28 protein-coding genes are annotated in these 24,175 nt (G+C 67.7%); 16 read left to right on the forward strand and 12 right to left on the reverse strand.

Annotated features, from left to right (window positions below; genetic code table 11):
- Positions 1-38 precede the first annotated feature (38 nt).
- Positions 39-470 carry a nuclear transport factor 2 family protein gene (locus tag DCN14_RS14090; RefSeq protein WP_096507850.1) on the forward strand — a complete coding sequence of 144 codons (432 nt, stop codon included), beginning with the start codon at positions 39-41 and terminating at the stop codon, positions 468-470.
- Entirely contained in the window at positions 467-589 is a 123-nt protein-coding gene (locus DCN14_RS39025; RefSeq protein ID WP_275896815.1) for a hypothetical protein, read from the forward strand. Before DCN14_RS14090 ends, DCN14_RS39025 begins: the two co-directional genes overlap by 4 nt.
- A gap of 35 nt (positions 590-624) precedes the next feature.
- Here DCN14_RS39025 and DCN14_RS14095 read toward each other — a convergent pair whose 3' ends face one another.
- The 3 genes from DCN14_RS14095 to DCN14_RS14105 form a co-directional block, all read right to left on the reverse strand.
- Entirely contained in the window at positions 625-1,245 is a 621-nt protein-coding gene (locus tag DCN14_RS14095) for a hemolysin III family protein (RefSeq protein ID WP_096507851.1), read from the reverse strand.
- Positions 1,246-1,456: 211 nt separating this feature from the next.
- Positions 1,457-1,663, reverse strand: coding sequence for a YbdD/YjiX family protein (locus DCN14_RS14100; protein ID WP_096507852.1), 207 nt, complete (start codon positions 1,661-1,663; stop codon positions 1,457-1,459).
- 12 nt (positions 1,664-1,675) lie between these two features.
- Positions 1,676-3,754, reverse strand: coding sequence for a carbon starvation CstA family protein (locus tag DCN14_RS14105; protein ID WP_096507853.1), 2,079 nt, complete (start codon positions 3,752-3,754; stop codon positions 1,676-1,678).
- 278 nt (positions 3,755-4,032) lie between these two features.
- On the opposite strand from DCN14_RS14105, the gene dapF reads away from it, so the two are divergent.
- From dapF to DCN14_RS14140, 7 genes are all read left to right on the forward strand, one after another.
- The gene (gene dapF / locus DCN14_RS14110; protein ID WP_096507854.1) at positions 4,033-4,839 is read left to right on the forward strand and encodes a diaminopimelate epimerase; all 807 of its coding nucleotides are present in this window, start codon (positions 4,033-4,035) and stop codon (positions 4,837-4,839) included.
- Positions 4,836-5,720, forward strand: coding sequence for an RNA polymerase sigma-70 factor (locus tag DCN14_RS14115; RefSeq protein ID WP_096507879.1), 885 nt, complete (start codon positions 4,836-4,838; stop codon positions 5,718-5,720). Before dapF ends, DCN14_RS14115 begins: the two co-directional genes overlap by 4 nt.
- A gap of 201 nt (positions 5,721-5,921) precedes the next feature.
- Complete coding sequence (locus DCN14_RS14120; RefSeq protein WP_096507855.1) at positions 5,922-6,401, forward strand: carboxymuconolactone decarboxylase family protein; 480 nt, start codon at positions 5,922-5,924, stop codon at positions 6,399-6,401.
- A gap of 77 nt (positions 6,402-6,478) precedes the next feature.
- Entirely contained in the window at positions 6,479-6,883 is a 405-nt protein-coding gene (locus DCN14_RS14125) for a cupin domain-containing protein (protein ID WP_096507856.1), read from the forward strand.
- Between the two features lie 109 nt (positions 6,884-6,992).
- Positions 6,993-7,997, forward strand: coding sequence for a LysR family transcriptional regulator (locus DCN14_RS14130; RefSeq protein ID WP_096507857.1), 1,005 nt, complete (start codon positions 6,993-6,995; stop codon positions 7,995-7,997).
- A 205-nt stretch (positions 7,998-8,202) separates the two neighbouring features.
- Entirely contained in the window at positions 8,203-8,958 is a 756-nt protein-coding gene (locus tag DCN14_RS14135) for an SDR family oxidoreductase (protein WP_096507858.1), read from the forward strand.
- Between the two features lie 25 nt (positions 8,959-8,983).
- Complete coding sequence (locus DCN14_RS14140; RefSeq protein ID WP_096507859.1) at positions 8,984-9,499, forward strand: Ohr family peroxiredoxin; 516 nt, start codon at positions 8,984-8,986, stop codon at positions 9,497-9,499.
- A 55-nt stretch (positions 9,500-9,554) separates the two neighbouring features.
- Here the strand turns inward: DCN14_RS14140 and DCN14_RS14145 are convergent, their stop codons facing one another.
- Both DCN14_RS14145 and DCN14_RS14150 read right to left on the reverse strand, forming a co-directional pair.
- Complete coding sequence (locus DCN14_RS14145) at positions 9,555-9,983, reverse strand: PRC-barrel domain-containing protein (RefSeq protein WP_096507880.1); 429 nt, start codon at positions 9,981-9,983, stop codon at positions 9,555-9,557.
- A 406-nt stretch (positions 9,984-10,389) separates the two neighbouring features.
- Positions 10,390-11,520: a 3-deoxy-7-phosphoheptulonate synthase gene (locus DCN14_RS14150; RefSeq protein ID WP_096507860.1), complete on the reverse strand. Its 1,131-nt coding sequence runs from the start codon at positions 11,518-11,520 to the stop codon at positions 10,390-10,392.
- A 277-nt stretch (positions 11,521-11,797) separates the two neighbouring features.
- Here DCN14_RS14150 and DCN14_RS14155 point away from each other — a divergent pair, with 277 nt between their 5' ends.
- Positions 11,798-12,352: a hypothetical protein gene (locus tag DCN14_RS14155; RefSeq protein WP_096507861.1), complete on the forward strand. Its 555-nt coding sequence runs from the start codon at positions 11,798-11,800 to the stop codon at positions 12,350-12,352.
- Between the two features lie 28 nt (positions 12,353-12,380).
- Positions 12,381-12,809, forward strand: coding sequence for a hypothetical protein (locus DCN14_RS14160; protein ID WP_096507862.1), 429 nt, complete (start codon positions 12,381-12,383; stop codon positions 12,807-12,809).
- 85 nt (positions 12,810-12,894) lie between these two features.
- Here DCN14_RS14160 and DCN14_RS14165 read toward each other — a convergent pair whose 3' ends face one another.
- Positions 12,895-13,605, reverse strand: a complete 711-nt coding sequence (locus DCN14_RS14165; RefSeq protein WP_096507863.1) for a YceH family protein — start codon at positions 13,603-13,605, stop codon at positions 12,895-12,897.
- Positions 13,606-14,037: 432 nt separating this feature from the next.
- Here DCN14_RS14165 and DCN14_RS14170 point away from each other — a divergent pair, with 432 nt between their 5' ends.
- Positions 14,038-14,802 carry an SDR family oxidoreductase gene (locus DCN14_RS14170; protein ID WP_096507881.1) on the forward strand — a complete coding sequence of 255 codons (765 nt, stop codon included), beginning with the start codon at positions 14,038-14,040 and terminating at the stop codon, positions 14,800-14,802.
- Between the two features lie 44 nt (positions 14,803-14,846).
- The gene (hutC, locus tag DCN14_RS14175) at positions 14,847-15,584 is read left to right on the forward strand and encodes a histidine utilization repressor (RefSeq protein ID WP_096507864.1); all 738 of its coding nucleotides are present in this window, start codon (positions 14,847-14,849) and stop codon (positions 15,582-15,584) included.
- A 126-nt stretch (positions 15,585-15,710) separates the two neighbouring features.
- Here the strand turns inward: hutC and DCN14_RS14180 are convergent, their stop codons facing one another.
- Together DCN14_RS14180 and DCN14_RS14185 are read right to left on the reverse strand one after the other, a co-directional pair.
- Positions 15,711-16,559, reverse strand: a complete 849-nt coding sequence (locus tag DCN14_RS14180) for a phytanoyl-CoA dioxygenase family protein (RefSeq protein WP_096507865.1) — start codon at positions 16,557-16,559, stop codon at positions 15,711-15,713.
- A 39-nt stretch (positions 16,560-16,598) separates the two neighbouring features.
- On the reverse strand, positions 16,599-17,402 hold the full coding sequence (locus DCN14_RS14185; RefSeq protein ID WP_096507866.1) for an ABC transporter substrate-binding protein: 804 nt from the start codon (positions 17,400-17,402) through the stop codon (positions 16,599-16,601).
- A 486-nt stretch (positions 17,403-17,888) separates the two neighbouring features.
- On the opposite strand from DCN14_RS14185, the gene DCN14_RS14190 reads away from it, so the two are divergent.
- The gene (locus DCN14_RS14190; RefSeq protein ID WP_096507867.1) at positions 17,889-18,368 is read left to right on the forward strand and encodes a helix-turn-helix domain-containing protein; all 480 of its coding nucleotides are present in this window, start codon (positions 17,889-17,891) and stop codon (positions 18,366-18,368) included.
- 123 nt (positions 18,369-18,491) lie between these two features.
- Positions 18,492-19,049 (forward strand): nucleotidyl transferase AbiEii/AbiGii toxin family protein, encoded by a 558-nt coding sequence (locus DCN14_RS14195; RefSeq protein ID WP_239007633.1) that lies wholly within the window; start codon positions 18,492-18,494, stop codon positions 19,047-19,049.
- Positions 19,050-19,051: 2 nt separating this feature from the next.
- On the opposite strand, the gene DCN14_RS14200 is transcribed toward DCN14_RS14195, so the two are convergent.
- Positions 19,052-19,726 (reverse strand): ankyrin repeat domain-containing protein, encoded by a 675-nt coding sequence (locus DCN14_RS14200; RefSeq protein WP_096507868.1) that lies wholly within the window; start codon positions 19,724-19,726, stop codon positions 19,052-19,054.
- A gap of 138 nt (positions 19,727-19,864) precedes the next feature.
- On the opposite strand from DCN14_RS14200, the gene DCN14_RS14205 reads away from it, so the two are divergent.
- Complete coding sequence (locus DCN14_RS14205; RefSeq protein ID WP_096507869.1) at positions 19,865-20,728, forward strand: LysR family transcriptional regulator; 864 nt, start codon at positions 19,865-19,867, stop codon at positions 20,726-20,728.
- 79 nt (positions 20,729-20,807) lie between these two features.
- On the opposite strand, the gene DCN14_RS14210 is transcribed toward DCN14_RS14205, so the two are convergent.
- The 3 genes from DCN14_RS14210 to DCN14_RS14220 all read right to left on the reverse strand — a co-directional run bounded on the left by DCN14_RS14210 (position 20,808) and on the right by DCN14_RS14220 (position 23,812).
- On the reverse strand, positions 20,808-21,245 hold the full coding sequence (locus DCN14_RS14210) for a nuclear transport factor 2 family protein (RefSeq protein ID WP_096507882.1): 438 nt from the start codon (positions 21,243-21,245) through the stop codon (positions 20,808-20,810).
- Between the two features lie 111 nt (positions 21,246-21,356).
- Complete coding sequence (locus DCN14_RS14215) at positions 21,357-22,541, reverse strand: amidohydrolase family protein (protein WP_096507870.1); 1,185 nt, start codon at positions 22,539-22,541, stop codon at positions 21,357-21,359.
- A 68-nt stretch (positions 22,542-22,609) separates the two neighbouring features.
- On the reverse strand, positions 22,610-23,812 hold the full coding sequence (locus DCN14_RS14220) for an amidohydrolase family protein (RefSeq protein WP_096507871.1): 1,203 nt from the start codon (positions 23,810-23,812) through the stop codon (positions 22,610-22,612).
- Between the last annotated feature and the right edge of the window lie 363 nt (positions 23,813-24,175).

Consider the following 24,175-nt stretch of genomic DNA (forward strand, 5'->3'; position numbering starts at 1 on the left):
TACAGTGGTTTCGTCATCCACGCTTGCCGGAACCCGCCATGACCCACGCCGACGCCGATGTGCGACGCATCCACGAAAACTGGCACGCCGCCGTCGTCGCACGCGACCTCGACGCGTTGATGTCGCTGTACGCGGACGACGCGATACTCGAAACGCCACTCGTCGTCGCCACGCTGCCCGACCACGGCTCCGGCGTGCTGCACGGCAAGGCGGCGATCGGCGCGTTCTTCGCGGCGGGCCTGCGCAATCCGGGAAACAAACTCGGGCGCTGGTACCGGACGGGCCAGTTCTTCTCGAACGGCCGGCAACTCACGTGGGAATATCCGCGCGAAACGCCGGAAGGCGATCAGGTCGATCTCGTCGAAGTGATGGATCTGCGCGACGGGCTCATCGCCCATCATCGCGTCTATTGGGGGTGGGTCGGCTTTCTCGCACTGCGGGCCGCTTCACCCGCCGCGGATCGCGCATGACGACCGGGGCAGCGGCTTGCGCGAACTACACGTTCGTGCTGCCCGACGCGTCGATCGTCAACGTCGCGCTCATCGATATCGCGCACGCCTTCGGCAGTCACGTGGCCGGCCTGCAATGAGCGAGCGCGCGCACCGGATCAACCCGGCGCCCCGCTCACGCGACATACATCGCGACACTGACGAACTGGCACAGGCTGCCGGCCAGCACGAAAAGGTGCCAGATGCCGTGCCCGTGGCGAATGCGCTCGTCGTTGATGAAGAAGTAGATGCCGGCGCTGTAGATCACGCCGCCGGCCACGAGCCAGATGGCACCGACCGGCGGCAGCGCATGGATCAGCGGGCGGATCGCGACGAGCGCGAGCCAGCCCATCAGCACGTACAGCACCATCGACACGATGCGCGTGCGCCGCCCCAGCGTGAGTTCCTGCGCGATCCCGAACGCGGCGAGCCCCCAGCTCACGCCGAACAGCGACCAGCCCCACGGGCCGCGCAGCGTGACGAGCGTGAACGGCGTGTAGCTGCCCGCGATCAGCAGATAGATGGCCGAATGGTCGCACTTCTGCAGGATCGCCTTGAGCCGCGGATTGCGCACGCTGTGATACAGCGTCGAGATCGCGTAGAGCAGGATCAGCATCGCGCCGTACACGCTGAAGCTCACGATCTTGTAAGGATCGTGGTCGAGCGCGCCCATCGTCACCAGCGCGACCAGCCCTGCCACCGACAGCACCGCGCCGACGAGATGGGAAATGCTGTTGAAACGCTCACCGACATGCACGGCGGATTCTCCTGCGCGGATTCATCGAAAAAAAAGAGAGTCACATGATACCGGTCGGTGGATTAAACCGTGCTGAAGCCGGTCAAACACCGCCGCGACCGCCGCGCGGCGCGCATCATCCGGCCCCCAAAGAAAAAAGCGCCGCGAATACTTTCGCGGCGCTTCCTGGTCCGTCACCGGCCGGCCTTACCGGGCGGCTTCTTCGGCCCGGTTAGCAGCACTTCCCTGCCCCCGACCCGTACCGCGCGTTCTGGCGTTCGCGGAAGAATGCCTCGTACGTCATCGGCTCGCGGTCCGGATGGGTTTCGCGCATGTGCGCGACGTAGGTGTCGTAGTCGGGCAGGCCGACCATCAGCCGCAACGCCTGCCCGAGGTAACGCCCCGCGCTGCGCAGGTCGCCGCCAAGATCGCTGAACATCGCGGCCTCCCGTTATCGGCCGCTGCCGAGCGCCTGCGCGGCCGGCATCGGCTCGTACGGCGTCTCGCGCACGGTCGGCTTCGACTCGCGGCGCGCGCGCAGCACGGCAATCACGCCGTACACCGCGATCGCCACGACGACGAAGATGAACAGGCCGGCCAGCGCCGCATCGATGTAGTCGTTGAAGATGATCCGCTGCATCTGCGCGATCGACTTCGCCGGGGCCAGCACCTTGCCTTCGTCCACCGCGGCCTGCAGCTTCGCGGCGTGCGCGAGGAAGCTGACCTTCGGATTCGCGTCGAAGATCTTCTGCCAGCCGGCCGTCAGCGTGCAGATCAAGAGCCACACGGTCGGCACGATCGTCACCCATGCATAGCGCTCGCGCTTCATCTTGAACAGCACGACGGTGCCGAGCACCAGCGCGATTGCCGCGAGCATCTGGTTCGAGATGCCGAACAGCGGCCACAGCGTGTTGATGCCGCCGAGCGGATCGACCACGCCCTGATACAGGAAGTAGCCCCACGCGGCCACGCACAGCGCGGTGGCGACGAGGTTCGCGGGCAGCGACTCGGTGCGCTTGAGCGCCGGGTGGAACGTGCCGAGCAGGTCCTGCAGCATGAAGCGGCCCGCGCGCGTGCCGGCATCGACGGCCGTCAGGATGAACAGCGCCTCGAACAGGATCGCGAAGTGATACCAGAACGCCATCATCGCTTCGCCGCCGATCACCTGGTGCAGGATGTGCGCCATGCCGACGGCCAGCGTCGGCGCGCCGCCCGCGCGCGCGATGATCGTCGTTTCACCGACGGCCTTGGCCGTCTGCGTGAGCATGTCCGGCGTCAGCACGAAGCCCCATTGCGTGACGGTGTTCGCCACCGCTTCCGGCGTCGAGCCGAGCACGGCCGCCGGCGCGTTCATCGCGAAGTAGATGCCCGGCTCGATCACGCAGGCCGCGACGAGCGCCATGATCGCGACGAACGATTCCATCAGCATCGCGCCGTAACCGATGAAGCGCGCGTTGGTTTCGTTGTCGATCAGCTTCGGCGTCGTGCCCGACGAGATCAGCGCGTGGAAGCCCGACACCGCACCGCAAGCGATCGTGATGAACAGGAACGGGAACAGGTTGCCCGACCACACCGGGCCGGTGCCATCGACGAACTTCGTCAGCGCGGGCATTTTCAGTTCCGGCGCGACGACCAGTATGCCGATCGCGAGGCCGAGGATCGTGCCGATCTTCAGGAACGTCGACAGGTAGTCGCGCGGCGCGAGCAGCAGCCACACCGGCAGCACCGAGGCGACGAAGCCGTAGCCGATCAGGATCCACGTGAGCTGCGTGCCGTTGAACGTGAACCATGCGGCGAGCGTCGGCGAATCGTGCACGGTCTGGCCGAACGCGATCGACGCCATCAGCAGCACGAAGCCGATGATCGACACTTCGCCGATGCGGCCCGGACGGATGTAGCGCGTGTAGACGCCCATGAACAGCGCGATCGGAATCGTCGCGGCGACGGTGAACGTGCCCCACGGCGAATTCGTCAGCGCCTTCACGACGATCAGCGCGAGCACCGCGAGGATGATCACCATGATCAGGAACGCGCCGAACAGCGCGATCACGCCGGGCACCGTGCCGAGCTCCATCTTGACGAGGTCGCCGAGCGAGCGGCCGTCGCGACGCGTCGAGATGAACAGCACGATGAAGTCCTGCACCGCGCCGGCGAACACGACGCCGGCCAGGATCCACAGCATGCCGGGCGTGTAGCCCATCTGCGCGGCGAGCACGGGCCCGACGAGCGGCCCCGCGCCGGCGATCGCGGCGAAGTGATGGCCGAACAGCACGTACTTGTTGGTCGGTACGTAGTCGAGGCCGTCGTTGTATTTCACGGCCGGCGTCATCCGCAGCCCGTCGAGCTGCATGACCTTGCTGGCGATGAAACGGCTGTAGAAGCGATATGCGATCAGATACACGCAGACTGCGGCGATCACGATCCAGAGCGCGCTGACGCGTTCGCCGTGCGCAAGTGCGATCGTCCCGAATGCGAATGCGCCGAGCAGCGCGACCGCGATCCAGAGCAGGGTACTGGAAGCCCGATTCATGGCGTCTCCTGGTCTCCTATGTGGTTTTGAGTGGATCCGGCGAGGCGCCGAACCCGCGTGACGTCGATGCGTCGTGCCGCGTCTCGTGGAAGCCGCGGCGGTGGGCCGTAGTATTCCGCGCGACGGGGGACGCTTACAAGCGCACAACTACGTATGCGGGGCTACGTAGAATTACGTAGCCGTGGGTCGTTTCGTGTCACGGACGCGTCGTCGGGCGGCGATTGATCGCTGCCGGCAAGCCACGTACAGTATTTGCGTGCCTCGATTCCGGAACCGCCATGCCGATCGGATTTCAGAAGATGAACGCGAACGGCGACGACTTCGTCGTCGTCGACCTGCGCGGCCAGGGCGCCGCGCCCCGCATCGACCGCGAGCTCGTGCGGCGCATGGGCGACCGTCGCTGCGGCATCGGCTTCAACCAGCTCGCGGTGATATCGGACTGCGACGACGCGGCCGCCCGCGTCGCGTTCTGGAACCCCGACGGCTCCGCGCTCGCTACCTGCGGCAGCGCGACGCGCGGCATCGCGTGGAAGCTGATGCGGGAAACGGGAGAGGCGTCGGTCGTGCTGCGCACCAGCCGCGGGCTGCTTTCCTGTACGCAGGACGCGCACGGGCTGATCACGGTCGAGATGGGCGCGCCGCGCGTCGGCTGGCAGGACGTGCCACTCGCCGAAGCCGCCGACACGCTCGCGCTCCCGCTGCCCGGCGCGCCGGCCGCATGCAACATGGGCAATCCGCATTGCACGTTCTTCGTCGACGATCCCGGCGCGATCGATATCGAAACGCTCGGGCCGGCGATCGAAACGCATCCGCTGTTTCCGCTGAAAACGAACGTGCATGTCGTGCAGGTCGTCAGCCGCACGCATATCCGGCTGCGCATCTGGGAACGCGGCGGCGGCGTGCCGCTCGGCTCGGGCTCGTGTTCGTGCGGCGCGGCGGTCAACGGGATCCGGCGCGGGCTGCTCGACGAGACCGTGCGGGTCAGTTGCGATGGCGGGGATGTCGTCGTGCGATGGGACGGCGCCGGCAGCGTGTTGCTGAGCGGGCCGGTCGCGTTCGGTTTCGACGGGGTGTGGACGGCATGAGCGACGACGCCCACCTCTTCCACGTACTGCGCCCGCGGCTGCAAAAGATCGCATACCGGATGCTCGGCTCCGTCGCGGACGCCGAGGACATCGTGCAGGACGTCTGGCTGCGCTGGCACGAAGCGGCGCACGACGGGATCGAGAACGGCGAGGCGTGGCTCGTCGCGGTCACGACGCGAACGGCGATCGACCGCCTGCGTGCGGCAAAGATCCGGCGCGAGCATTACACCGGCATCTGGCTGCCGGAGCCGGAACTCGGCGAATCGCCGGCAACGCCCGAGGAAATGACCGAGCGCGCGAGCGACGTGTCGGTCGCGTTCCTGCTGCTGCTCGAACGGCTCACGCCGGAAGCGCGCGCGGCGTTCCTGCTGCGCGAAGTGTTCGACGCCGACTACGACGAAATCGCCGATGCGATCGGCAAATCCGCAGCGGCGTGCAGGCAGCTCGTGAGCCGCGCGAAGGCCCAACTGCGCGACGACGAGCGGCCGCGCTATCGGGTGCCGCGCGAAACGCATCGGCAGTTGCTGCAGACTTTCTCGCATGCGCTCGCGCAAGGCGACTTCCCGTCGATCCAGGCGCTGCTGGCCGAAGATGCGATGCTGATCGGCGACGGCGGCGGCAAGGTGCAGAGCTTTCCGAAACCGATGGTCGGCGGTCGCCGCATCGCACAACTGTTCTACGCGACGTGGCTGCGCTGCGGCAGCGGCGTCGAGATGCGCGCGGTCGTGCTGAACGGCGAGTGGGCAATGCTGCGCTTCATCGCCGGGCAGCTCGAATCCGCCATGTCGTTCGAGACGGACGGCACGCGCATCGTCCGGATTCTCGTGCAGCGCAACCCCGACAAGCTCGCGCGCATCGCGGCCGCGAGCGGTGCCGACTGACGCTCGACGACGCCTATTGCAGCCTGAAATACGCGCCGTGCACCGCTCGAAGCGGGATTGGTGCAGCGCGCGCAACACGATGCGTCCCTCTGCGTGGCTACCGCACACCGCCACGCGCTCCTAAGATGATTTTGCGCGGCGCCCTGCCGCGCACGACACCCGCACAAGCGCGGGCAAGCCTCTTCGTCGCCAGGAGAAATCATGACGCAGCGTCTGAACTACATGCATCAATCGCCCGAGCTGTTCAGGCAATTCCTCGAACTCAGCAATCTGCTGCGCAGCAGCGCGATCGAGGAATCGATCCGCGATCTCGTGTCCGCGCGCGCCTCGCAAATCAACGGCTGCGCATTCTGTCTCGATATGCACGTGAAGGAAGCACGCCTTCACGGCGAGCGCGAGCTGCGCCTGCATCATCTGGCGACGTGGCGCGAATCGACGCTGTTCTCGCCGCGCGAGCGGGCCGCGCTCGCATGGACCGAAGTGCTGACGAAACTCCCCGAGCACGGCGTGCCGGACGATGTCTACGATCGCGTGCGCGGCCAGCTGTCCGAGAAGGAACTGTCGGACCTCACGTTCGAGGTCATGGCGATCAACGGCTGGAACCGCGCGAACGTCGCGTTCCGCACCGTGCCGGGCTCCGCCGACAAGGCATACGGCCTCGACAAGGCGAATCTCGCCTGATGCCCGTGCCCGGCTGCGGGCCGCCGCCCTGCATCGCCGCCGGCCGCCTGCCGGCGGCAGCCACCGGAATCCCTCCCATGAATCGATTCGAACATGCCATCGCAGCCGCGCTCGTCGTCGCGGGCGCCACCGCCGGCGCCGTCCACGCGGCGCCCCCGGCCATCGTCACGCCGTTGATGACGAAGCCGCTCGACGGCTATCCGGGCAAGGAAGCGCTGATGATCTCGGTCGAGTATCCGCCCGGCGCGGTCGACCCCGTCCACCGGCATCACGCAGCCGCCTTCGTCTACGTGGTCGACGGGTCGATCGTGATGCAGGTGAAGGGCGGCGAGCGCGTCACGCTGAAACCGGGCCAGACGTTCTACGAAGGCCCGAACGACCTGCACACGGTCGGACGCAACGCGAGTCTCGCGAAACCCGCGAAGTTCATCGTGTTGCTGCTGAAGGACAAGGGCGCGCCGGTGCTCGTGCCGGAGAAATGATCCGCCCGCCGACCGCCGCGGCTTTTTTTGAAAAATGCGGCGGACGGTGTCACAGGTGGCGGCGCTGAAACGTCTAGTCGCATATGGACAACACGATTCTCGCGCTTCCATGCCAGATACTTCCATCCGCAGCCCCGACGCCGACGACCCTTATGCGCGCAGCTTCTCGACCTGCTACGCAGGCGTCGTCACCTTCCTCGCCGTCGTCACCGAGGGCAGCTTCGCGCGAGCGGCCGACCGTCTCGGCGTCGGCCGCTCGTCGGTCAGCCGTCACGTGCAGAAGCTCGAGGACAGGCTCGACGCGCGCCTGTTCCAGCGTACGACGCGCAGCATGTCGCTGACGCGCGAAGGCGAACTCTTCTACGAGAACTGCCGGCCGGGCATCGAGCATCTCGCGCAGGCGCTCGACGACATGCGCGAACTGCGCAGCGGACCGCCCAGCGGACACCTGCGCATCGGCTCGACACCCGGCTTCGGACGCAAGATCATCGCGCCGCTGCTGCGCGACTTCCATGCGCAGTATCCGGACATCACGCTCGAACTGCTGCTGAACGACCGCCCGGCCGATTTCTCCGCCGACCGCATCGACGTCGCGTTTCGCGACGGGCGCATGGAGGACAGCGCGATCGTCGCGCGCCAGTTGATTCCGATGCAGATGATCGTCTGCGCGTCGCCATCGTATGCGCATCGTCACGGGCTGCCGCGTCACGTCGACGAGCTGGCGCGGCATCGCTGCATCAATCTGCGCGCCGCGTCGGGCCGCGTGACGGAGTGGGAATTCAAGATCGACGGGCTCGCGCAGCAGCGCCAGATCGCCGCACATCACACGTTCAACGACCTGGAGCTCGTCGTCCGTGCGGCGCTCGACGGGCTCGGCATCGCGCAACTGCCGGCGTACCAGGTGTGCGACCTGCTCGCCGACGGGCAACTGGTGAGCTGTCTCGGCCAGCATGCGCCCGACGACGGCGGCCATTACGTCTGTTATCTCAGCCGCAAACATCTGCCCACGCGCATCCGCGTGTTCATCGACTACATGATCGAACGGACGCGAGCGCGGGACCTCCAGTGCCTGACCACGATGACGACGCTGGCGCCGCTGGAGACTGTCGATTGATGCATTCGACGCAACACCGTGAGCCCCCGGCACACGCTACCGGATCGCACCGCGCGTGCATACGATGCAAGCGGGTCGAACGACACGCGAACCGGGTCGCGTGCGATTCGGCAACACGGCGGCGCGATCGCGCGAATGCGATGCACGCCGGATTCGGCAGGATCAAGCGGCGCGCATGTCGCGCGCCCTTTCAAGGAGAGCAATCGTGAAGATCGTGGTGATTGGCGGTACCGGCCTGATCGGCAGCAAAGTCGTCAGGAATCTCGTTGCGGGCGGTCATGCGGCTATCGCCGCCGCGCCGTCGACGGGCGTCGATACGATCACGGGCGCGGGTCTGGACGACGCGCTGGCAGGTGCGGACGTCGTCGTCGATCTCGCGAACGCGCCGTCGTTCGACGAAGCAACCGTGAAAGCGTTCTTCGAAACGTCGGGGCGCAACCTGTTCGCCGCCGAGCGTGCGGCTGGTGTGCGCCATCACGTCGCGCTGTCGGTGGTCGGTACCGATCGCCTGCAGCAGAGCGCGTATTTCCGCGGCAAGATCATCCAGGAGAACCTGATTCGCGAAGCCGGCGTGCCGTACACGATCGTGCGCTCGACGCAGTTCTTCGAATTCGTCGGGGCGATCGCGCAAGCGGGCGCGCAGGGCGACACGACCCGGTTGAGCACCGCGCACTTCCAGCCGATCGCATCGGACGACGTCGCGGCTGCCGTCACCGATTTCGCACTCGACGCACCGCGCAACGGCATCGCTGAAATCGGCGGCCCGGATCGCGTGCGGATTGCCGATCTGGTCGGCCATTTCCTGTCGGTCACGCACGACCCGCGCACGGTGGTCAGGGACGCAGGCGCCGACTATTTCGGTGCCGTGCTGCAGGACGACACGCTCGTCCCCGCACCCGGCGCGCGCCTCGGTGCAACGACCTTCGACGCGTGGCTCCGCCAGAGCCAGGCCGCACGTTGAACGCCGCCGCAGGATCGCGCACGTCATGACGCCGTTGCGTCCACCGCCGCTCTCGCTGCTCGACAGGTATCGCGGACGTGAACCGCAGGCACTCTACTCGACGACGGTAACCGTCACCGGCGGCGCGGCGGCGCACGGCCGCGCGTCGGGCGTCGCCCGTTCCGACGACGGGCGTCTCGCCATGGAGCTGCGCCTGCCGTCCGCGCTCGGCGGGCCCGGCGACGGGCCGAACCCGGAGCAGCTGTTCGCTGCGAGCTATGCGGCGTGTTTTCATGGCGCGCTGAGCCTGCTGGCCGCGCGGGCCGGTGTGTCGATCGCCGGCGCATCGGTGTCCGCATCGATCGACTTCTGCCGCGATCCGGTCGACGGGCTGTTCATGCTGAGCGCCGACATCCGCGTACGCCTGCCGGGCATCGAGCGCGCGGTGGCGGAGGAGCTCGTGCGCAATACCGAACGCTTCAGCCCTTATACGAAGATGGCCAACGAGGGGATTCGCCACATCGTGGCGCTCGCGCCGCCGGACGCGGCGCCGACGGGCTGACCGCGGACGCGGCGCCCGGCGCATTGCGCCCCGGGCGCCGCAACGGACATGTGCATCAGTGCTTGTCGTCGATCTTCTTCGGCTTCGGCGGCGACGGCACCTTCGCGTACTGGAACGCCGGCGTCGCCTTCAGTGCATCCTTCGTCGCGCCCGGCAGGTAGATGTTGCCCTTGCGCACGTCGAGCGACGCGATCGGCACCGCGACGTCGTGCGCCGCCACGCCGAGGAAGCCGCCGGCCGACACGATCGCCGCGGACACCGAGCCGTCCGGTGCGACGATCAGGTCGCGCACCGTCCCGACCTTCTGGTTCGCGTCGTTGTACACGGCCTTGCCGAGCACGCTCTTCTTCACGCTCCAGCCTTCGAGCAGCGCTTGCGACTGTTCGACGGTGACGCTGAGCGGCTGCGCGCCGGCGATCTGCGCGTGCGCGCTGACGCTCGATGCGAGGACGGTTGCTGCGATGAGGGTCTTGTAGAACTTCATGTGCATGGCACTCCGGTTCGATTGTTGTTGATTCCGGGAGCGAAGCGACGCGGGCGCAACGGCTGATCGGTGCGCGCCCCGCGCTTCGTCGGTGACGTGGCGGCCGGCCGCACCGCCACTGTGTGTACGCGCGGCGGACCGGCATGGCCGGCCCGCATGCAACACGGCCTCATGGTAGCGGCATTCGCACGATCCTGCGCTCAAGATGCAACGTCGCAGGCGGGTCGAGGCAGACGAAGATCAACGACGGCGTGAACAGGTGGCGGGCGGGTAGCGGGTAGGTAGCGGGCGGCGCGAAAAAACGGCGGCGCGCACGTCGATCAGGACAACATCGCAGACGCGCGCCCGCGCTTCGCCGCCGTATCGAATCATGCGCGCGGCGGGGCGCCGCCCCGCCACCGCTGCGTCACGCGTTGCGCGAATACACGCGCCGATGCCGCACCGCCTCGGCCAGCACGTCGAGCACCGGCTCCGTCTGCGTCCAGCTCAGGCACGCATCGGTGATCGACACGCCGTACTGCAACGGCACGCCCGGCTTCAGATCCTGGCGCCCCGCTTCGAGATGACTTTCGACCATCACGCCGATGATCCGGTGCTCGCCCTGCGACAATTGCCGCGCGAGATCCTGCGCAACCTCGATCTGCCGTTCGTGCGACTTGTTCGAGTTCGCATGCGAGCAGTCGACCATCACCTGTTCGCGCAACCCGCTCTTGCGCAGCACCGCGCAGCTCGCCTCGACATGCCCGGCATCGTAGTTCGGCCCGTTCTTGCCGCCGCGCAGGATCACGTGCGCGTCGTCGTTGCCGCGCGTCTCGAAGATCGCGGCCATTCCCATCTTCGTCATCCCCATGAACGCGTGGCTCGCGCGCGCGGCGACGATCGCGTCCGATGCGACCTGCACGCCGCCGTCGGTGCCGTTCTTGAAGCCGATCGGGCAGCTCAGCCCCGACGCGAGCTGGCGATGGCTCTGGCTCTCGGTCGTGCGCGCGCCGATCGCGCCCCACGCGATCAGGTCCGCGATGTACTGCGGGCTCAGCAGGTCGAGAAATTCGGTCGATGCCGGCAGGCCGAGCGCGTTGATGTCGAGCAGCAGTTGCCGCGCGGCGCGCAGCCCTTCGTTGATCCGGAAGCTGCCGTCCAGACGCGGATCGTTGATGTAGCCCTTCCAGCCGACCGTCGTGCGCGGCTTCTCGAAGTACACGCGCATCGTGATCAGCAGGTCGTCCTTCAGCGCATCGGCGGCGGTCTTCAGCCGGCGCGCGTATTCGAGCGCCTGGCCGTGGTCGTGAATCGAGCACGGGCCGACGACGAGCAGCAGACGATCGTCGCGGCCGTGCAGGATGTCGCCGATCGCGCGGCGCGTGTCCTCGACGAGCGTCTGCGTGCCGGCCGGCACCGGCAGCTCGTCCTGCAGCAGCGCCGGCGAGATCAGCGGACGCACCGCGCCGATGCGGACGTCGTCGATGCGCGTGGTGTCCTGCGTCGCGTCGGCGCTGCCTACCTCGCGATCGTGGGAAGGATTGTCGAGGTTCTGCATGGCGATTCTCCGAGACGTCTGTGATGATGGGGAGGCTCGATTATGGCACTCGCGCAGGGCGGCAGCGGTGCGCGACGGGGGGAATGCGATCGACGTCGACGCAGCGGTGCGCGGCCCGTTCCGTCCATGCCGGCCGTTCGGCCGAGTGGCCGCGCGTCACGGAAGTACCGTACGATCGTGGCTGTCCGCTGCCGCAGCGCGCCGCCGCTCGACAGCGGCCGCACGCCGCGCCGCAAGCCGGTGACGGCAGCCCCGCAACCCGACACGCTACGCCACGATGACCGTATCCGAACTGCTCAGCGCCATCCGCCAGCCCTACGCCGACCTGCTCGCGCACGCGGCGACGCAGCCGGCGGTCGTCGTGGAACCGGCCTACCGGAAAGCCGACGGCACGCTGGCCACCGAAGGCCCGCTCGCGCTGCCGTGCCGCGCCGACATCGTCCATACCGAAGGCGAATCGGCCGGCCAGCCCGCGATGGTCGACTCGACCGGGCAACTGGATTTCGAGCCGTTCGCGTTCGAACTCGAAACGGCGACCGTGTCGATTCGTCCGTTCCTGTGGGACTGGGCGACGATCGACGCAGACGGCCTCGACGAAGCCGCGGCAACCGACGCGTTCAAAACGTGGTTCTTCGCCTGGTTCGACGCCGACGACGACGGCGCGCCGGCCGAAGACGGCCTGCACGGCATCGTTCACTATCTGTCGGAACCGGCGCGCACGGAACAGGGCTGGCGCGTCAACACGGATCTCGGTTCGGCGCCGGGCGCCGCCGTCGAGGATCTGCTGTTCCGGCTCGTCGACGCAGGCGCCACGCGGATCGCCGTCGGCTGAACCCCTTCTTCATCACACACACACACACATGAACTCGAAAAAGACGCTCGCCGCGTTGCTGCTGTGCATCGCATTGCCCGCATCGGCCGAAGTCACCACGGAAGTGCTGTGCTTCAGGACGACGGGCGACAAACCCGTGCGCTTCGAGTTGCGCACGTATTACGACGACGTGGCCAAGTGGCAAGGCGGCGTCGTCCGGTATGCGCAATCGAAAACGGCCATCCCGCTGCTGTTCGAGCACCAGGATCAGGAAGAACTCGCGGAAGGCCGTCCGTACCAGTTCACGACCACCTGGTGGGAAATGGTCGACGGCAAGATCAACGGCGAATACGAGATGATGAGCCAGGGTGCGATCGTCTATTCGATGACGTATACGAATGCGCGCACCGGCAAGAAGACCGCTTTCGAATGGGCGCAGGACGTCGATGCGTCCGCAAAGGCGGGGTGCCGCTGGTAACGCAGGTTCTGGCCGCGTCGCGGTGCGGGTTCGTCGCCCGGCGCGCCCGCATGCGCGCCGGTGCGGTGTCGGCTCCGGCGGTCGGTCAGCCGGCGTCGGCCGGCGGGTCGACGTCGATGCCGAGTTCGGCCGCCATCCGCTGAACGAGCGCGTTCAGTCGCGCGACTTCATCGGAAAGGCGTTTTTGCTCGGCCTTCAGCGCCTCGAATTCGGACGGCGGAACGGAATCCGCGCCGCCGCCCGCCTCCGCGCCGGCGAAATCGGCCAGGTTCACTTCGCCGCACATCAGGTGCATCCAGCGGTTCTCGCGCGCGCCCGGTGCACGCGGCAGCCGGACGACGAGCGGCTGCGCACGCTCGGCGAGTTCGTCGAGGAACGCCTCGACCGACGAGATGTCCGCGAAGCCGTGCAGGCGCGCGCTGTTCAGGCGCAGTTCGGCGGCCGTCTGCGGGCCGCGCAGCAGCAGGATCGTCAGCAGCGCGATCGCCTGGCTCGGGATGCCGAGCACGCGGTTCGCGTTGTGTTCGAAACGCGGCACGCGGCTGCTGCTGCCCTCCATCACGAGGCTCAGGTGCTTGAGCCCGTCGAGCGCGGTCGTGACTTCGTCCTCGCTGACGCTCATCACCGGCGAGCGCGCGGTTTTCTGGTTGCAGCCCGCGGTCAGCGCATTCAGCGACAGCGGGTAGGTGTCCGGCACCGTGTGCTGCTTCTCGACGAGCACCCCGAGAATGCGGGCCTCGAGGGGCGTGAGTTCGCGCAGGGCGCGTGGCGTGGGCATGTCCGGCGTGGTGTTCATGGGTGGCGTCGCAGCGTGCAGCAGATGAAGGGAAACGGTCGCGGCCCGTGCGGCGTCGCGCGCGGGCGAGCCATATGATAGCTCGCGACGTGGCGCCCGGCGCCGCTTGCCGCGAGCGCGCGCACTTGCCGCAGCCGGCTTTCGTCCAGCGGCTCGGCCACGCGCCGCCGCGCGGCAATGGCGGCGTGCCGCGCCGCGCAATGACGCTCCGCGCGCCGGGCGGCAACCGGCCCGCGCGCGGCTTCGCCCGCCCGTTTGCGCGTCGCGCAGGCCGGCGCTACGATACGCGTTCACCCCGACACGCAGCGCCGCGCGCGAACGCTTCGCGCACCGTACCGATACCGCGCATCGCCCGTCCCGCACGCCGTCATCGGCGCGCATGCGCGCCGCCCGTCGACACCGTTCATCCGATCCGTTCACTCGCTCACCGCCATGACCGCCTCCTCTTTCGCGCCGAACGTGCGCGCCATCGTCACCGGACACACGCGCGGCCTCGGCGCGTCGCTCGCCGAACAGTTGCTGCAGGAAGGCATCGCCGTGCTCGGCGTGTCGCGCAGCCGTCATCCGTCGCTCGCCGCGCAGGCCGGCGGCCGTCTCGCCGAAATCGCACTCGACCTGTCGGACACGTCGGCCGTCGCGGCGTGGCTGGCCGGCGACACGCTGCGCCGCTTCGTCGACGGCGCGTCGATCGTGCTGCTGTTCAACAACGCCGGCATCGTCGATCCGATCGGGCCGCTCGATGCGCAGGATCCGGCGCTCGTCGCGCGCGCGGTCGGCCTGAACGTCGCGGCCCCGCTGATGCTGTCGGCCGCGCTCGAGCAGGCTGCGTCCGCGCCGACCGAATGCCGGATCCTCCACGTCTCGAGCGGCGCCGCGCGCAACGCGTATGCGGGCTGGAGCATCTACTGCGCGACCAAGGCCGCGCTCGACCACCATGCGCGCGCGGTCGCGCTCGACGCGAACCGCGCGCTGCGGATCTGCAGCGTCGCACCGGGCGTCGTCGACACGGGCATGCAGGCGACGATCCGTTCGACCCCGACCGACCGTTTCCCGCTGCGCGAGAAATTCGACGCACTGAAGGCGAGCGGCGCGCTGTCGACGCCCGAAGCGGCCGCGCGGCAGTTGATCGGCTATGCGCTGAGCGACGCGTTCGGCGCGGTGCCGACGGCCGACGTGCGGGAACTGCCGACGGCCTGATCCGGGATAGAATTTCGCGGTTGCCTCTCCCCAAGGATTCCCCGATGGTCACGAAGACCACCGCACCGTTCCAGCAAATCAAGACGCTCGTTCGCCGGAACGTCGATGCGGGCGACTGGCGCCCGGGGGACCGCATTCCGTCCGAACTCGATCTCGCCGCGCAATTCGGCGTCGCGCGCATGACGGTCAACCGTGCGCTGCGCGAGCTGACCGAGGAAGGCGTGCTCAAGCGCATCGCCGGCGTCGGCACCTTCGTCGCCGAAGTGAAGCCGCAGTCGAACCTGCTGATGATCGCGCACATCCGCGACGAGATCCGCGCACGCGGGCACGAATACCGCTGCCGCGTGCTGAGCCAGTCGCGCGAGCCCGCGTCGTTCGACGTCGCGGCCGCGTTCGGGCTGACGGTCAATACGCCGGTCTTTCACGTGGTGTGCGTGCACGAGGAAAACGGCCGGCCGATCCAGCTTGAGGACCGCTACGTGAATCCGGCCGCCGCGCCGGCATTCATCGACCAGGATTTCCAGACCGAGCCGCCGTCCGAATACCTGTTCAACAACGTGTCGCACTACGAACTGGAGATCGAGCACGTCGTCGACGCGGCGCTGCCGACCGGCGAGCAGGCGCGGCTGCTCGACATGCGCGCCGACGAGCCGTGCCTCACGCTCACGCGCCGCACCTGGACGAACGGGCTGCCGGTCACGTTCGTGCATTTCCTGCATCCGGGCAACCGTTACCGGCTCGGCTCGCGCTTCAAGCCGGGCGCCGGACGTCACCAGACCTGAACCGCCGTCACCCGCGCCTTGATCCGCGCCTGAAAACGACGACGCGCGGCGGCCGCTTCATCCCGAAACGGCCGCCGCGCGCATGCGGCATGCGTGATGTCGCCGATATCCGCCGATATCCGCCGCTCAGATCGCGCCGGCCTGCCCCGCGCCGCGCGACCACACGACCGGAAACAGCGGATGCTCGAGCGGTGCGCCGTCCGGCAACTGCTCCGCGAGCCCGGGGAATTCGGGCGAGGTCTTCCAGCGGCGCGGCGCGTGACGGATATCGTCGCCGACGAAGCGGATCGAGAACGCGCGCCGGCGATTCTGCGTGCCGCCCGACGCATGCAGCGTCAACATCCGGAAGCACACCATGTCGCCCGGTTCGAGCGCCCAGTGGCGGATCGGGAACGCGGCACGATCGGCCTCGATGTCCGGCAGGTCCGCAAGACTGCCTTCCGGAAACCACTTCGCCTCCTTGTCCATGAACGTGCGCGGCATCAGCCACGGCCCCTGGTGCGAGCCGGCGACGAATTCCAGCGTCGATTCCAGCGGCACCGGGTCGACCGGAATCCACATGCTCACGTTGTCGTCGCCTTCGATGTTGTAGTACGGCTGATCCTGATGCCACGGCGTGCGCTGCCGCGTGCCCGGCTCCTTCACGAGCAGGTGGTCGTGATGCAGCCGCACGGTCTGCGTGCCCATCAGCGCGGCGGCCACCGACGGCGCGGGCGAATTCACGATGAAGTCGCGGTACGCGTCGTTGTGCTGCCAGTTGCAGAAGTCCTCGAAGAACCAGCCCGGATCGTCGGGCCGGCTCGCGACCTTCGCGCGTTCGCTCGGCTGCGCGAGGTTCGTGTCGATGCCGGCACGCAGCGCGGCCACTTCGTCGGGCGAGAAGATGCCCTTGATGCACACCGCGCCTTCGTTGCGGAAGGCGGCGATCAGTTCGGGCGTCACGGCTTTCGCGACGCGGTCCTGGATACTCGTCATGGGTTGCCTGTCGATTGAATGAATCACGGGGTCACGGGGTCACGGTGCGGAGGTCAGTTGCTGCTTCGCGCCGTAGATGTCGAAGTCGAAATATTTCGCGGCGATCTTCTGGTACGTGCCGTTCGCGCGGATCGCGACGATCGCGTCGTTCAGCCGCTTCTTCATGTCGGCGTCGCCCTTGCGCACGCCCATCGCGACGCCGTAGCCGGTGATGCGCACGTCGGTCACGTCGGGGCCCGCGAACGCGTAGCCCTTGCCGCGCGGCGTCTTCAGGAATGCGTAGCCGGCCTGCGTCTTGTCCTGGAAGGTCGCGTCGAGCCGGCCGTTCACCAGATCCTGATACACCTGGTCCTGGTTCTGGTACGACACGATCGTCACGCCCTTGGGCGCCCATTCGGCCTTCGCATACGCTTCCTGCGTGGTGCCCTGGTCGATGCCGACACGCTTGCCGGCGAGCGACGCGGCGGTCGGCAGCAGCTTCGAGCCGACGGGTGCGACGAGCGCGCCCGGCGATGCATACAGCTTGTTCGAGAAGTCGATCTGCTTGAGCCGCTCGTCGGTGGCGGTCATCGCGGACATGATCACGTCGAACTTGCGCGCGCGCAGCGCGGGAATCATCCCGTCGAAACCCTGCTCGACCCACACGCATTTCGCATGCATCTGCTCGCAAAGCGCGTTGCGCAGGTCGATGTCGAAGCCGGCGAGCGAGCCGTCGGGCTGCTTCGCCTCGAACGGCGGATAGGTGGGATCGATGCCCCAGCGGATCGTCGCCGTGTCCTGCGCGAACGAGACGAGCGGCGCGAACGCCAGCGCGGATACGACGAGCTTTGCAGTGCGGTTCATGGTGTGTCCTTGTGGTCTCGACGTGGCGGGCGAGCGCCGGGCGTCCGTTGGGGAGCGTCGTGCCGGCATGCCCGGCGCGGGTCGCGAAAAGACGGGGACTTCGATGAAACTGCGATGCAGTCTAGACCGCTCAATTTTTGAGCGCAAGCAGGGGAAATGGAGGGGGTCCGAAATCGTGGAATCGAGAACGAAATTGCGGCCAATAGTGGCGCAGATAATCAATAAATGGTTATTTTTGCGGGAATTTCACTCTATTTTCCGCGTTTACCCGGCGTGATGCTCGTCCGCCACAAAACGAGCTTCTACCGATATCCGCCTGGCCGGAATGTCTATACAGCTAGACCGATCGCTACCCTCCCGATGCCGATCGGCCTGTACGGCCACGCATCCTATACCGCATCAGCGACCGTGGGTGGCGACACACATGGTTGAGATGTAAGATATACCTTACATTCGCGTGAGATAAACCTGCGTCGGGAGGTGAGCATGCAACTCTATGAAATCGGTCAGGCCGTGGCAAAACGGAGGGCCGAGCTCGACCTCACACAGGCTCAGCTTGCACGACTGGCCGGATTGTCTCGCCTCACGGTGAATCAACTTGAAACCGGCAAGGTGAAGGATCTTGGAATCAACAAGCTGATCCCGTTGCTCAATGTGCTCGGCATCGAACTCCTGGCGCAGCCGCGACCGCCTCAAAGCGGCCTTTACAAGGCCGTCGTGAGCTCGAACGTGAGCTACAAAGGCGAATTGACCGAGCACCTGCTGGCCGACGCGTTAAGCACGGGACAGATTCCGGCGGGATACGAATCGCAGATCTCCGTCATTCTCGATGAGGTGCCGCTTCCCGTCGTGGTGAAGGCCGTCGAGGAGGCCGCCGAACGCTCCGGCACGCCGCTTCGAGTCATCTGGAAAAACCTTGCTGCGTGGTCGAGGAATCTTCATCTGTACCGGGAGGTATGGGCGTGATTGCATCAGCCGACTTGCCTGAGGGCCCGTGGCAGGGCCTTTTCCGTCATGCGCTGACGCTCATCGACGAAATATGAAAGCACGGCACGTCCGTTCTGGACATTCGGCGGCGGCACCGTCCTCATGCTGCGTCACGGACATCGCGTCAGCAAGGACATCGACATCTTCGTCCCCGACCCGCAGTATCTCGGATACGTGAATCCGCGCATCAGCGACGCCGCATCCGACATTACGACCCAGTACGAGGAACACGCCGGTTTCGTGAAGCTGGTGTTGCCCGACGGCGAAATCGATTTCGTGGTGTCCCGCAACCTGATGTCCCCCGGATACGACGAATGGACGCTGATGGATCACGTCGTCAAGGTCGAGACGTCAGCGGAAATCGTGGCCAAGAAAATGTGGCATCGCGGCGATCGCCCCACCGCGCGGGACCTGTTCGATCTCTGCCTGGTAATCGAGCGGGAACCGGATAGCCTGATGGAGGCAAGCGCATTTCTCGTTCGCCATCGCGATACCTTTCTGAGGCTGCTCAGCGAGCACCGTGCATTCGTAAAGTCGCGCTTCGACGATATCCTGACACTCGGCTATGCGCCGTCGTTCGACTACTGCGCGAATCTGGCCGGCGAGTTCCTCCGGCAGCTTCCCGGCGCCAGCCCCGCGCACAAGTCACGCCGCCGCTAACCCTACCGCCCGCCCGCCGCCGCCAGAATCCGCTCGATCTGCGCATACCCGCGGCTGCGCGCATGCCGCAGCGGCGTCTCGCCGTTCGAATCCGCCAGGTTCACGTTCGCCTTCGCATCGACCAGCAGCTGCACGATCCGCACATAGCGTTCGCTGCCGTCGCCGAGCATGATCGCCTCGAGCAGCGCGGTCCAGCCGAGCCGGTTCACGTGATCGACGTTCACGCCCGCGTCGATCAGCGTGCGCACCGTCTCCACGTGGCCGCGCTCGGCCGCCGGAATCAGCGCGGTGCCGCGATACCGGTTCGTGCTGCGCAGGTCGGCGCCGTGCGCGAGCGTCATGCGCAGGATGTCGAGACGGCCGCGCGCGCCCGCATACAGATACGGAGTGTCCTGGATCGCATCCTTCGCGTTGACGTCGGCGCCCGCGTCGATCAGCACGCGCGCCGCCTCCACATGATTGCCGTGCGTCGCGAGCAGCAGCGCGGTACGGCCCTGCCCGTCGCGCGAATCGATCCGTGCGCCGCGTTCGAGCAGCGTGCGGACCTCGCCCGCGTCGCCACGATCGGCGGCACTGCGCAGCCGGCCTTCGAGCGCGCCGCCGTCGGCGGCCGCCACGGCCGAAGCGAGCGTCGTCAACGCAAACGAGCCGACGATCGCGATCCGTCTGAAAAACATCCCGTTTCCTCCTTGCAGGTCCGTACGCGCCGCCGCGCCCGGGTCCGGCGAAACCGCAATTGCTGGCGACGTCCGGCCATGTTAAAAGTCATCGCACGCATTTGAAAATGAAATGTTCGAATCAACAGAAGTGCAGAAATGAATAGACCTTTGTTCGACCTCGACCTGCTGCGCGCGCTCGCGATGGTCGCCGATTGCGGCAGCTTCACGACGGCATCCGCGCGCCTGCATTCGACGCAGTCGACGGTCAGCCAGAAGGTTCGACGGCTGGAGGAGATCGCCGGTCATCGTCTGCTCGATCGCGGCACGCGCGACGTGCGGCCCACCGATGCCGGCGTGACGGTGCTCAGCTACGCACGGCGCATGCTCGCGCTGAACGACGAGATGCTGGAAGCGCTGTCGGGCGCGACCGTCGCGCTGACGATCCGGCTCGGCGTGCCCGACGATTTCGCGGCGGGCCGCACGACGCACGTGCTCGCCGCATTCAGGCGCGATCATCCGCAGGTGAAGCTCGAAGTGATGTGCGGGCTGAGCCGCGACATCAGCGCGGCGTACGATCGCGGCGAACTCGATCTCGTGCTGATCAAGCAACGCCGCGACAGCCGCGAGGCGGTGGTGCGCTGGCCGGAGAAACTGCGCTGGATCGACAGCGCGCAGCATCCGACGATCAATCTCGATCCGGTGCCGATCGTCGTGTTTCCGCCGCGCGGGCTCTATCGCGACGACATGATCAAGGCGATCGAGGAGCGTGGCCGCCGCTGGCGGATCAGCTTCACGACGTCGAGCCTGAGCGGCATCCAGGCGGCCGTCGCGGACGGGCTCGGCATCAGCGTGCTGCCCGCGCGCGTGGTGACCGACGAACACGTGGTGCTGACCGAGAAGGACGGCTTCGCGCCGATCGAGAACATGGACATCGCGATCCTGCATCGGCCGACCGCCGATCCGATGGTCAGCGAACTGACGAAAACGCTCGCGGCAATGCTGGAGCAAGAGCCGGCGTAAGCGCGAGACGCGGCGATGCGGGCCGGATTCGGCATGAAGGCGATGCCGCCGAAAGCGCCGCACCCGGCGACGACCTTCGTCAGAACATCGTGTTCCCGTTCGCGGCCTGCTCCGGCACCGGCTGGTTCACGTCCCAGTGCTCGACGATCTTGCCGTGTTCGAGCCGGAAGATGTCCATGATCGCGCTGCCGCGCGTGCCGGGTTCGCGCACCGCGTGCACGTGCAGGATCACGTAGTCGCCGTCGACGAACGAGCGCTCGATCTCGCTGTGCGACTGCGGATATGTGTCGCGCAGGAACGCGACGAACTTGCGGAAGCCGTCGCGGCCGTCGGCCGCGTTCGGGTTGTGCTGCACGTAGCGGTCGCCGACGTACGCGAGCGCGGCATCGGCATCCTTCTCGTTCAGGCCTTTTTCATAGAACGCGAGCACCGTGCGGCGATTCGCCTCCTGCTGCGCGTCGCCGGTGCCGGCCGCCGCCGCATGCACGGCCGTCGCCGCGAACATCGCCGCGGCCATCCATCGCGCGGCCGGTGCCGCCATCGCGCCCATCGTCCATCTGTGTCGCATCGTCGTCTCCCGGGGGGATCAGGCTGAAAGAAGCCCGATCATACCGGGGCGACGCCACACTCAGACCAGCGCGCCGTTGCGCACGACGATCTTCCCCGACGACACGACGAGCCGCCGCGTCGGCCGCGCGACGACGGCTTCGGCGAACGTCAGCGCATCGACGAGCACGACATCCGCGCGCTTGCCGGCTTCCAGGCCGTAGTCGGCGAAACCGCAACCGCGCGCCGCGCCGTGCGTCACGCAGTCGAGCGCAACCTCGAGCGCGTCGTCGCGGCGGAAATCGTTGCGCATGCCGATCAGCATCGCGCGCTCGAGCATGTCGGGCGAACCGTATGGCGTCCACGTGTCGCGCACGCCGTCGTTGCCGCCGATGACGGTCACGCCGGCCGCGCGGCACGCGGCCACGGGCGGCACCGGCACCGCGGCCGGCGCGGTGGTGACGATCGCAACGCCGAGCCCGGCCATCCGCGCGAGCAGCGCATCGCGCTCGCGCTCGGCGATATCGCCGAGGCAGAAGCCGTGGCTGATCGTGACCTTGCCCTGCATCCCGTGCGCGGCCGTGCGCTGCAGGATCAGGTCGAGCGAATACGCGCCCATCGAGCCGCGCTCGTGCAGGTGGAGATCGAGCCCGCGGCCGTGGCGTTCGGCGATGCCGAACAGCACGTCCACCGCCTCGACCGGATCGCCTTCGATCGCGCACGGGTCGAGCCCGCCGAGCAGGTCGGCGCCCGCGTCGAGCGCGTCGGACAGCAGCGCGGCCGTGCCGGGGCGCTTGAGCACGCCCGACTGCGGAAACGCGACGATCTGGATGTCGACCTGGCCGCGCAGCGTCTCGCGCGTCGCGAGCACGCCGTGCAGATGCCGCAACCCGGCTTCGGTGTCGACGTCGACGTGCGTGCGGATGCGCGTCGTGCCGGCCGCGAGGAACGCGCGCGACAGCGCGAGCGATGCGGCGCCGGCGTCGTGGCCGCTCGTCGCGCGGTAGTTGCGCTCGTTCTCGATGCGGTCGACGAGGCGCGGCCCCACCGCGTTGCGATACCACGGCATTCCCCAGTGCGTCTTGTCGAGGTGCGTGTGGCCTTCGACGAGGCCGGGCAGCGCGAGCGCGAGCGCGCCGTCCTCGATCGCGCAGCCGGCGGGCGCGTCGAGCGACGGGCCCACGCGCGCGATGCGATCGCCGTCGATCAGGATGTCGAGCGCTTCGTCGGCGTGCGTACGGACGTTGCGGATCAGCAGGTTGGTCATGTCGGTTCCGGTAGGGTCGGTCAGTGCAGGGCCGTCACGATGCGCGCACCGCGACGGCGGTCAGGTCGTTATCGCGTGAAGCGCAGCCCGGGCGCGAACGGGGCGGCCGTATCGCTTTCGCCGCGGCGGAACACCCAGCGTTCGGCCGGCACGCCGGCGACGGCCGCCGCCGCATTCGGCGCGCTCACCGCGACGAAGCTCGCGTCGCAGCCGATCGCAATCCCGTAGTTATCCTTGCCGATCGCACGCGCGCCGGCGTGCGTCGCCATGTCGAGCGCGATGCCGAGCGCTTCGTCGGTGTAAAAGCCCGAGCGGTAGCCGACCATCATCGCGCGCTGCAGCATGTCGCCGTTGCCGTACGGCCACCACGCATCGCGGATGTTGTCGTTGCCGGCGAACACGTGCACGCCCGCGTCGCGCAGCTGCTGCACCGGCGGAAATGCGCAGTCGCCCGGCGCGTTGGTGAGGATCGACACGCCCGCCTCGGCGAGCGCGGCGGCCGCACGCTCGACGTCGCCGTGGCTCACCTGGCCGAGGGCGTATGCATGGCTCACGTTCACGCGGCCGCCGAGGCCCGCCGCGCGCGTGCGCGCCGCGATCCGCAGCAATTGCGCGATGCCGGTTTCGCCGGGTTCGTGCAGGTGGATGTCGATCTTCGCGCCGCGCTTCTCGGCGATGCCGAACACGATGTCGAGCTGGCCGTCCGCGTCGCCGTCGAGCGTCGTCGGATCGATCCCGCCGACCACGTCCGCGCCTTCGCGCACGGCTGCGTCGAGGATCCCGGCGGTGCCCGGGCACGTCACAACGCCGGCCTGCGGAAACGCGACCAGTTCGATGTCGACGATCCCGCGCCATTGTTCGCGCGCGGCCATCACGGCCTGCAGGTTCGACAGGCCCGTCGTCGCGTCGACGTCGACGTGGCTGCGCATCGCGATCGTGCCGAATGCGGCGGCCTGCGCGATCAGCGCATTGGCGCGCTCGACGATCGCCGGCGCGGCCGCAAGCTGACGCTTCTCGACCGCGAGCCGCTCGCGCAGCGAGCCGACCGGTTCGTGCGGCACCCACCGATCGCCGACGAAACTCTTGTCGAGGTGGATGTGGCCGTCGACGAAGCCCGGCAGCACGACGCGCCCGCCGAGGTCGATCGTTTCCGCGCCGGGCGCGGCGGTGCAATCGGCACCGATCTGGACGAAGCGGCCGTCATGGACGACGAGATTGATGGGCTGGCCGCCGGCATCGACGGCGTTGGTGAAGAAACGATCGGTGGTCATGACTCGGAATGGTGGTGGGGCAGTCGCTGCGCGACGTCGACGCGGACAGGGGAAGGAACCGCGGCCGACACGGCGCGACTGTTGGCAGGGAATCCGGTCACGATATCGGACGGGGCGGCCAGTGACCAATTAAATGTCGCGATGCCGCGCATTCGATTTCGCGATGTGCGGCGCGCATGGCCGCCGAGTCTGCCGCGATGACGGGGCGGGATCGCGGGCGGCGCGGGCGGCGCGGGCGGCGCGGCGGCGCGGCGGCGCGGCGGCGCGGCGGCGCCATGGTCTCGGTAAAAGCGGCGACAAGGCCAATGCCCCCGCAAGCGCATCCCGCGTCACCCAAATGCAGGCACCCGGAGGGCGCGTCGC

The organism is Burkholderia sp. IDO3 (assembly GCF_003366075.1).
Lineage (GTDB): Bacteria > Pseudomonadota > Gammaproteobacteria > Burkholderiales > Burkholderiaceae > Burkholderia > Burkholderia anthina.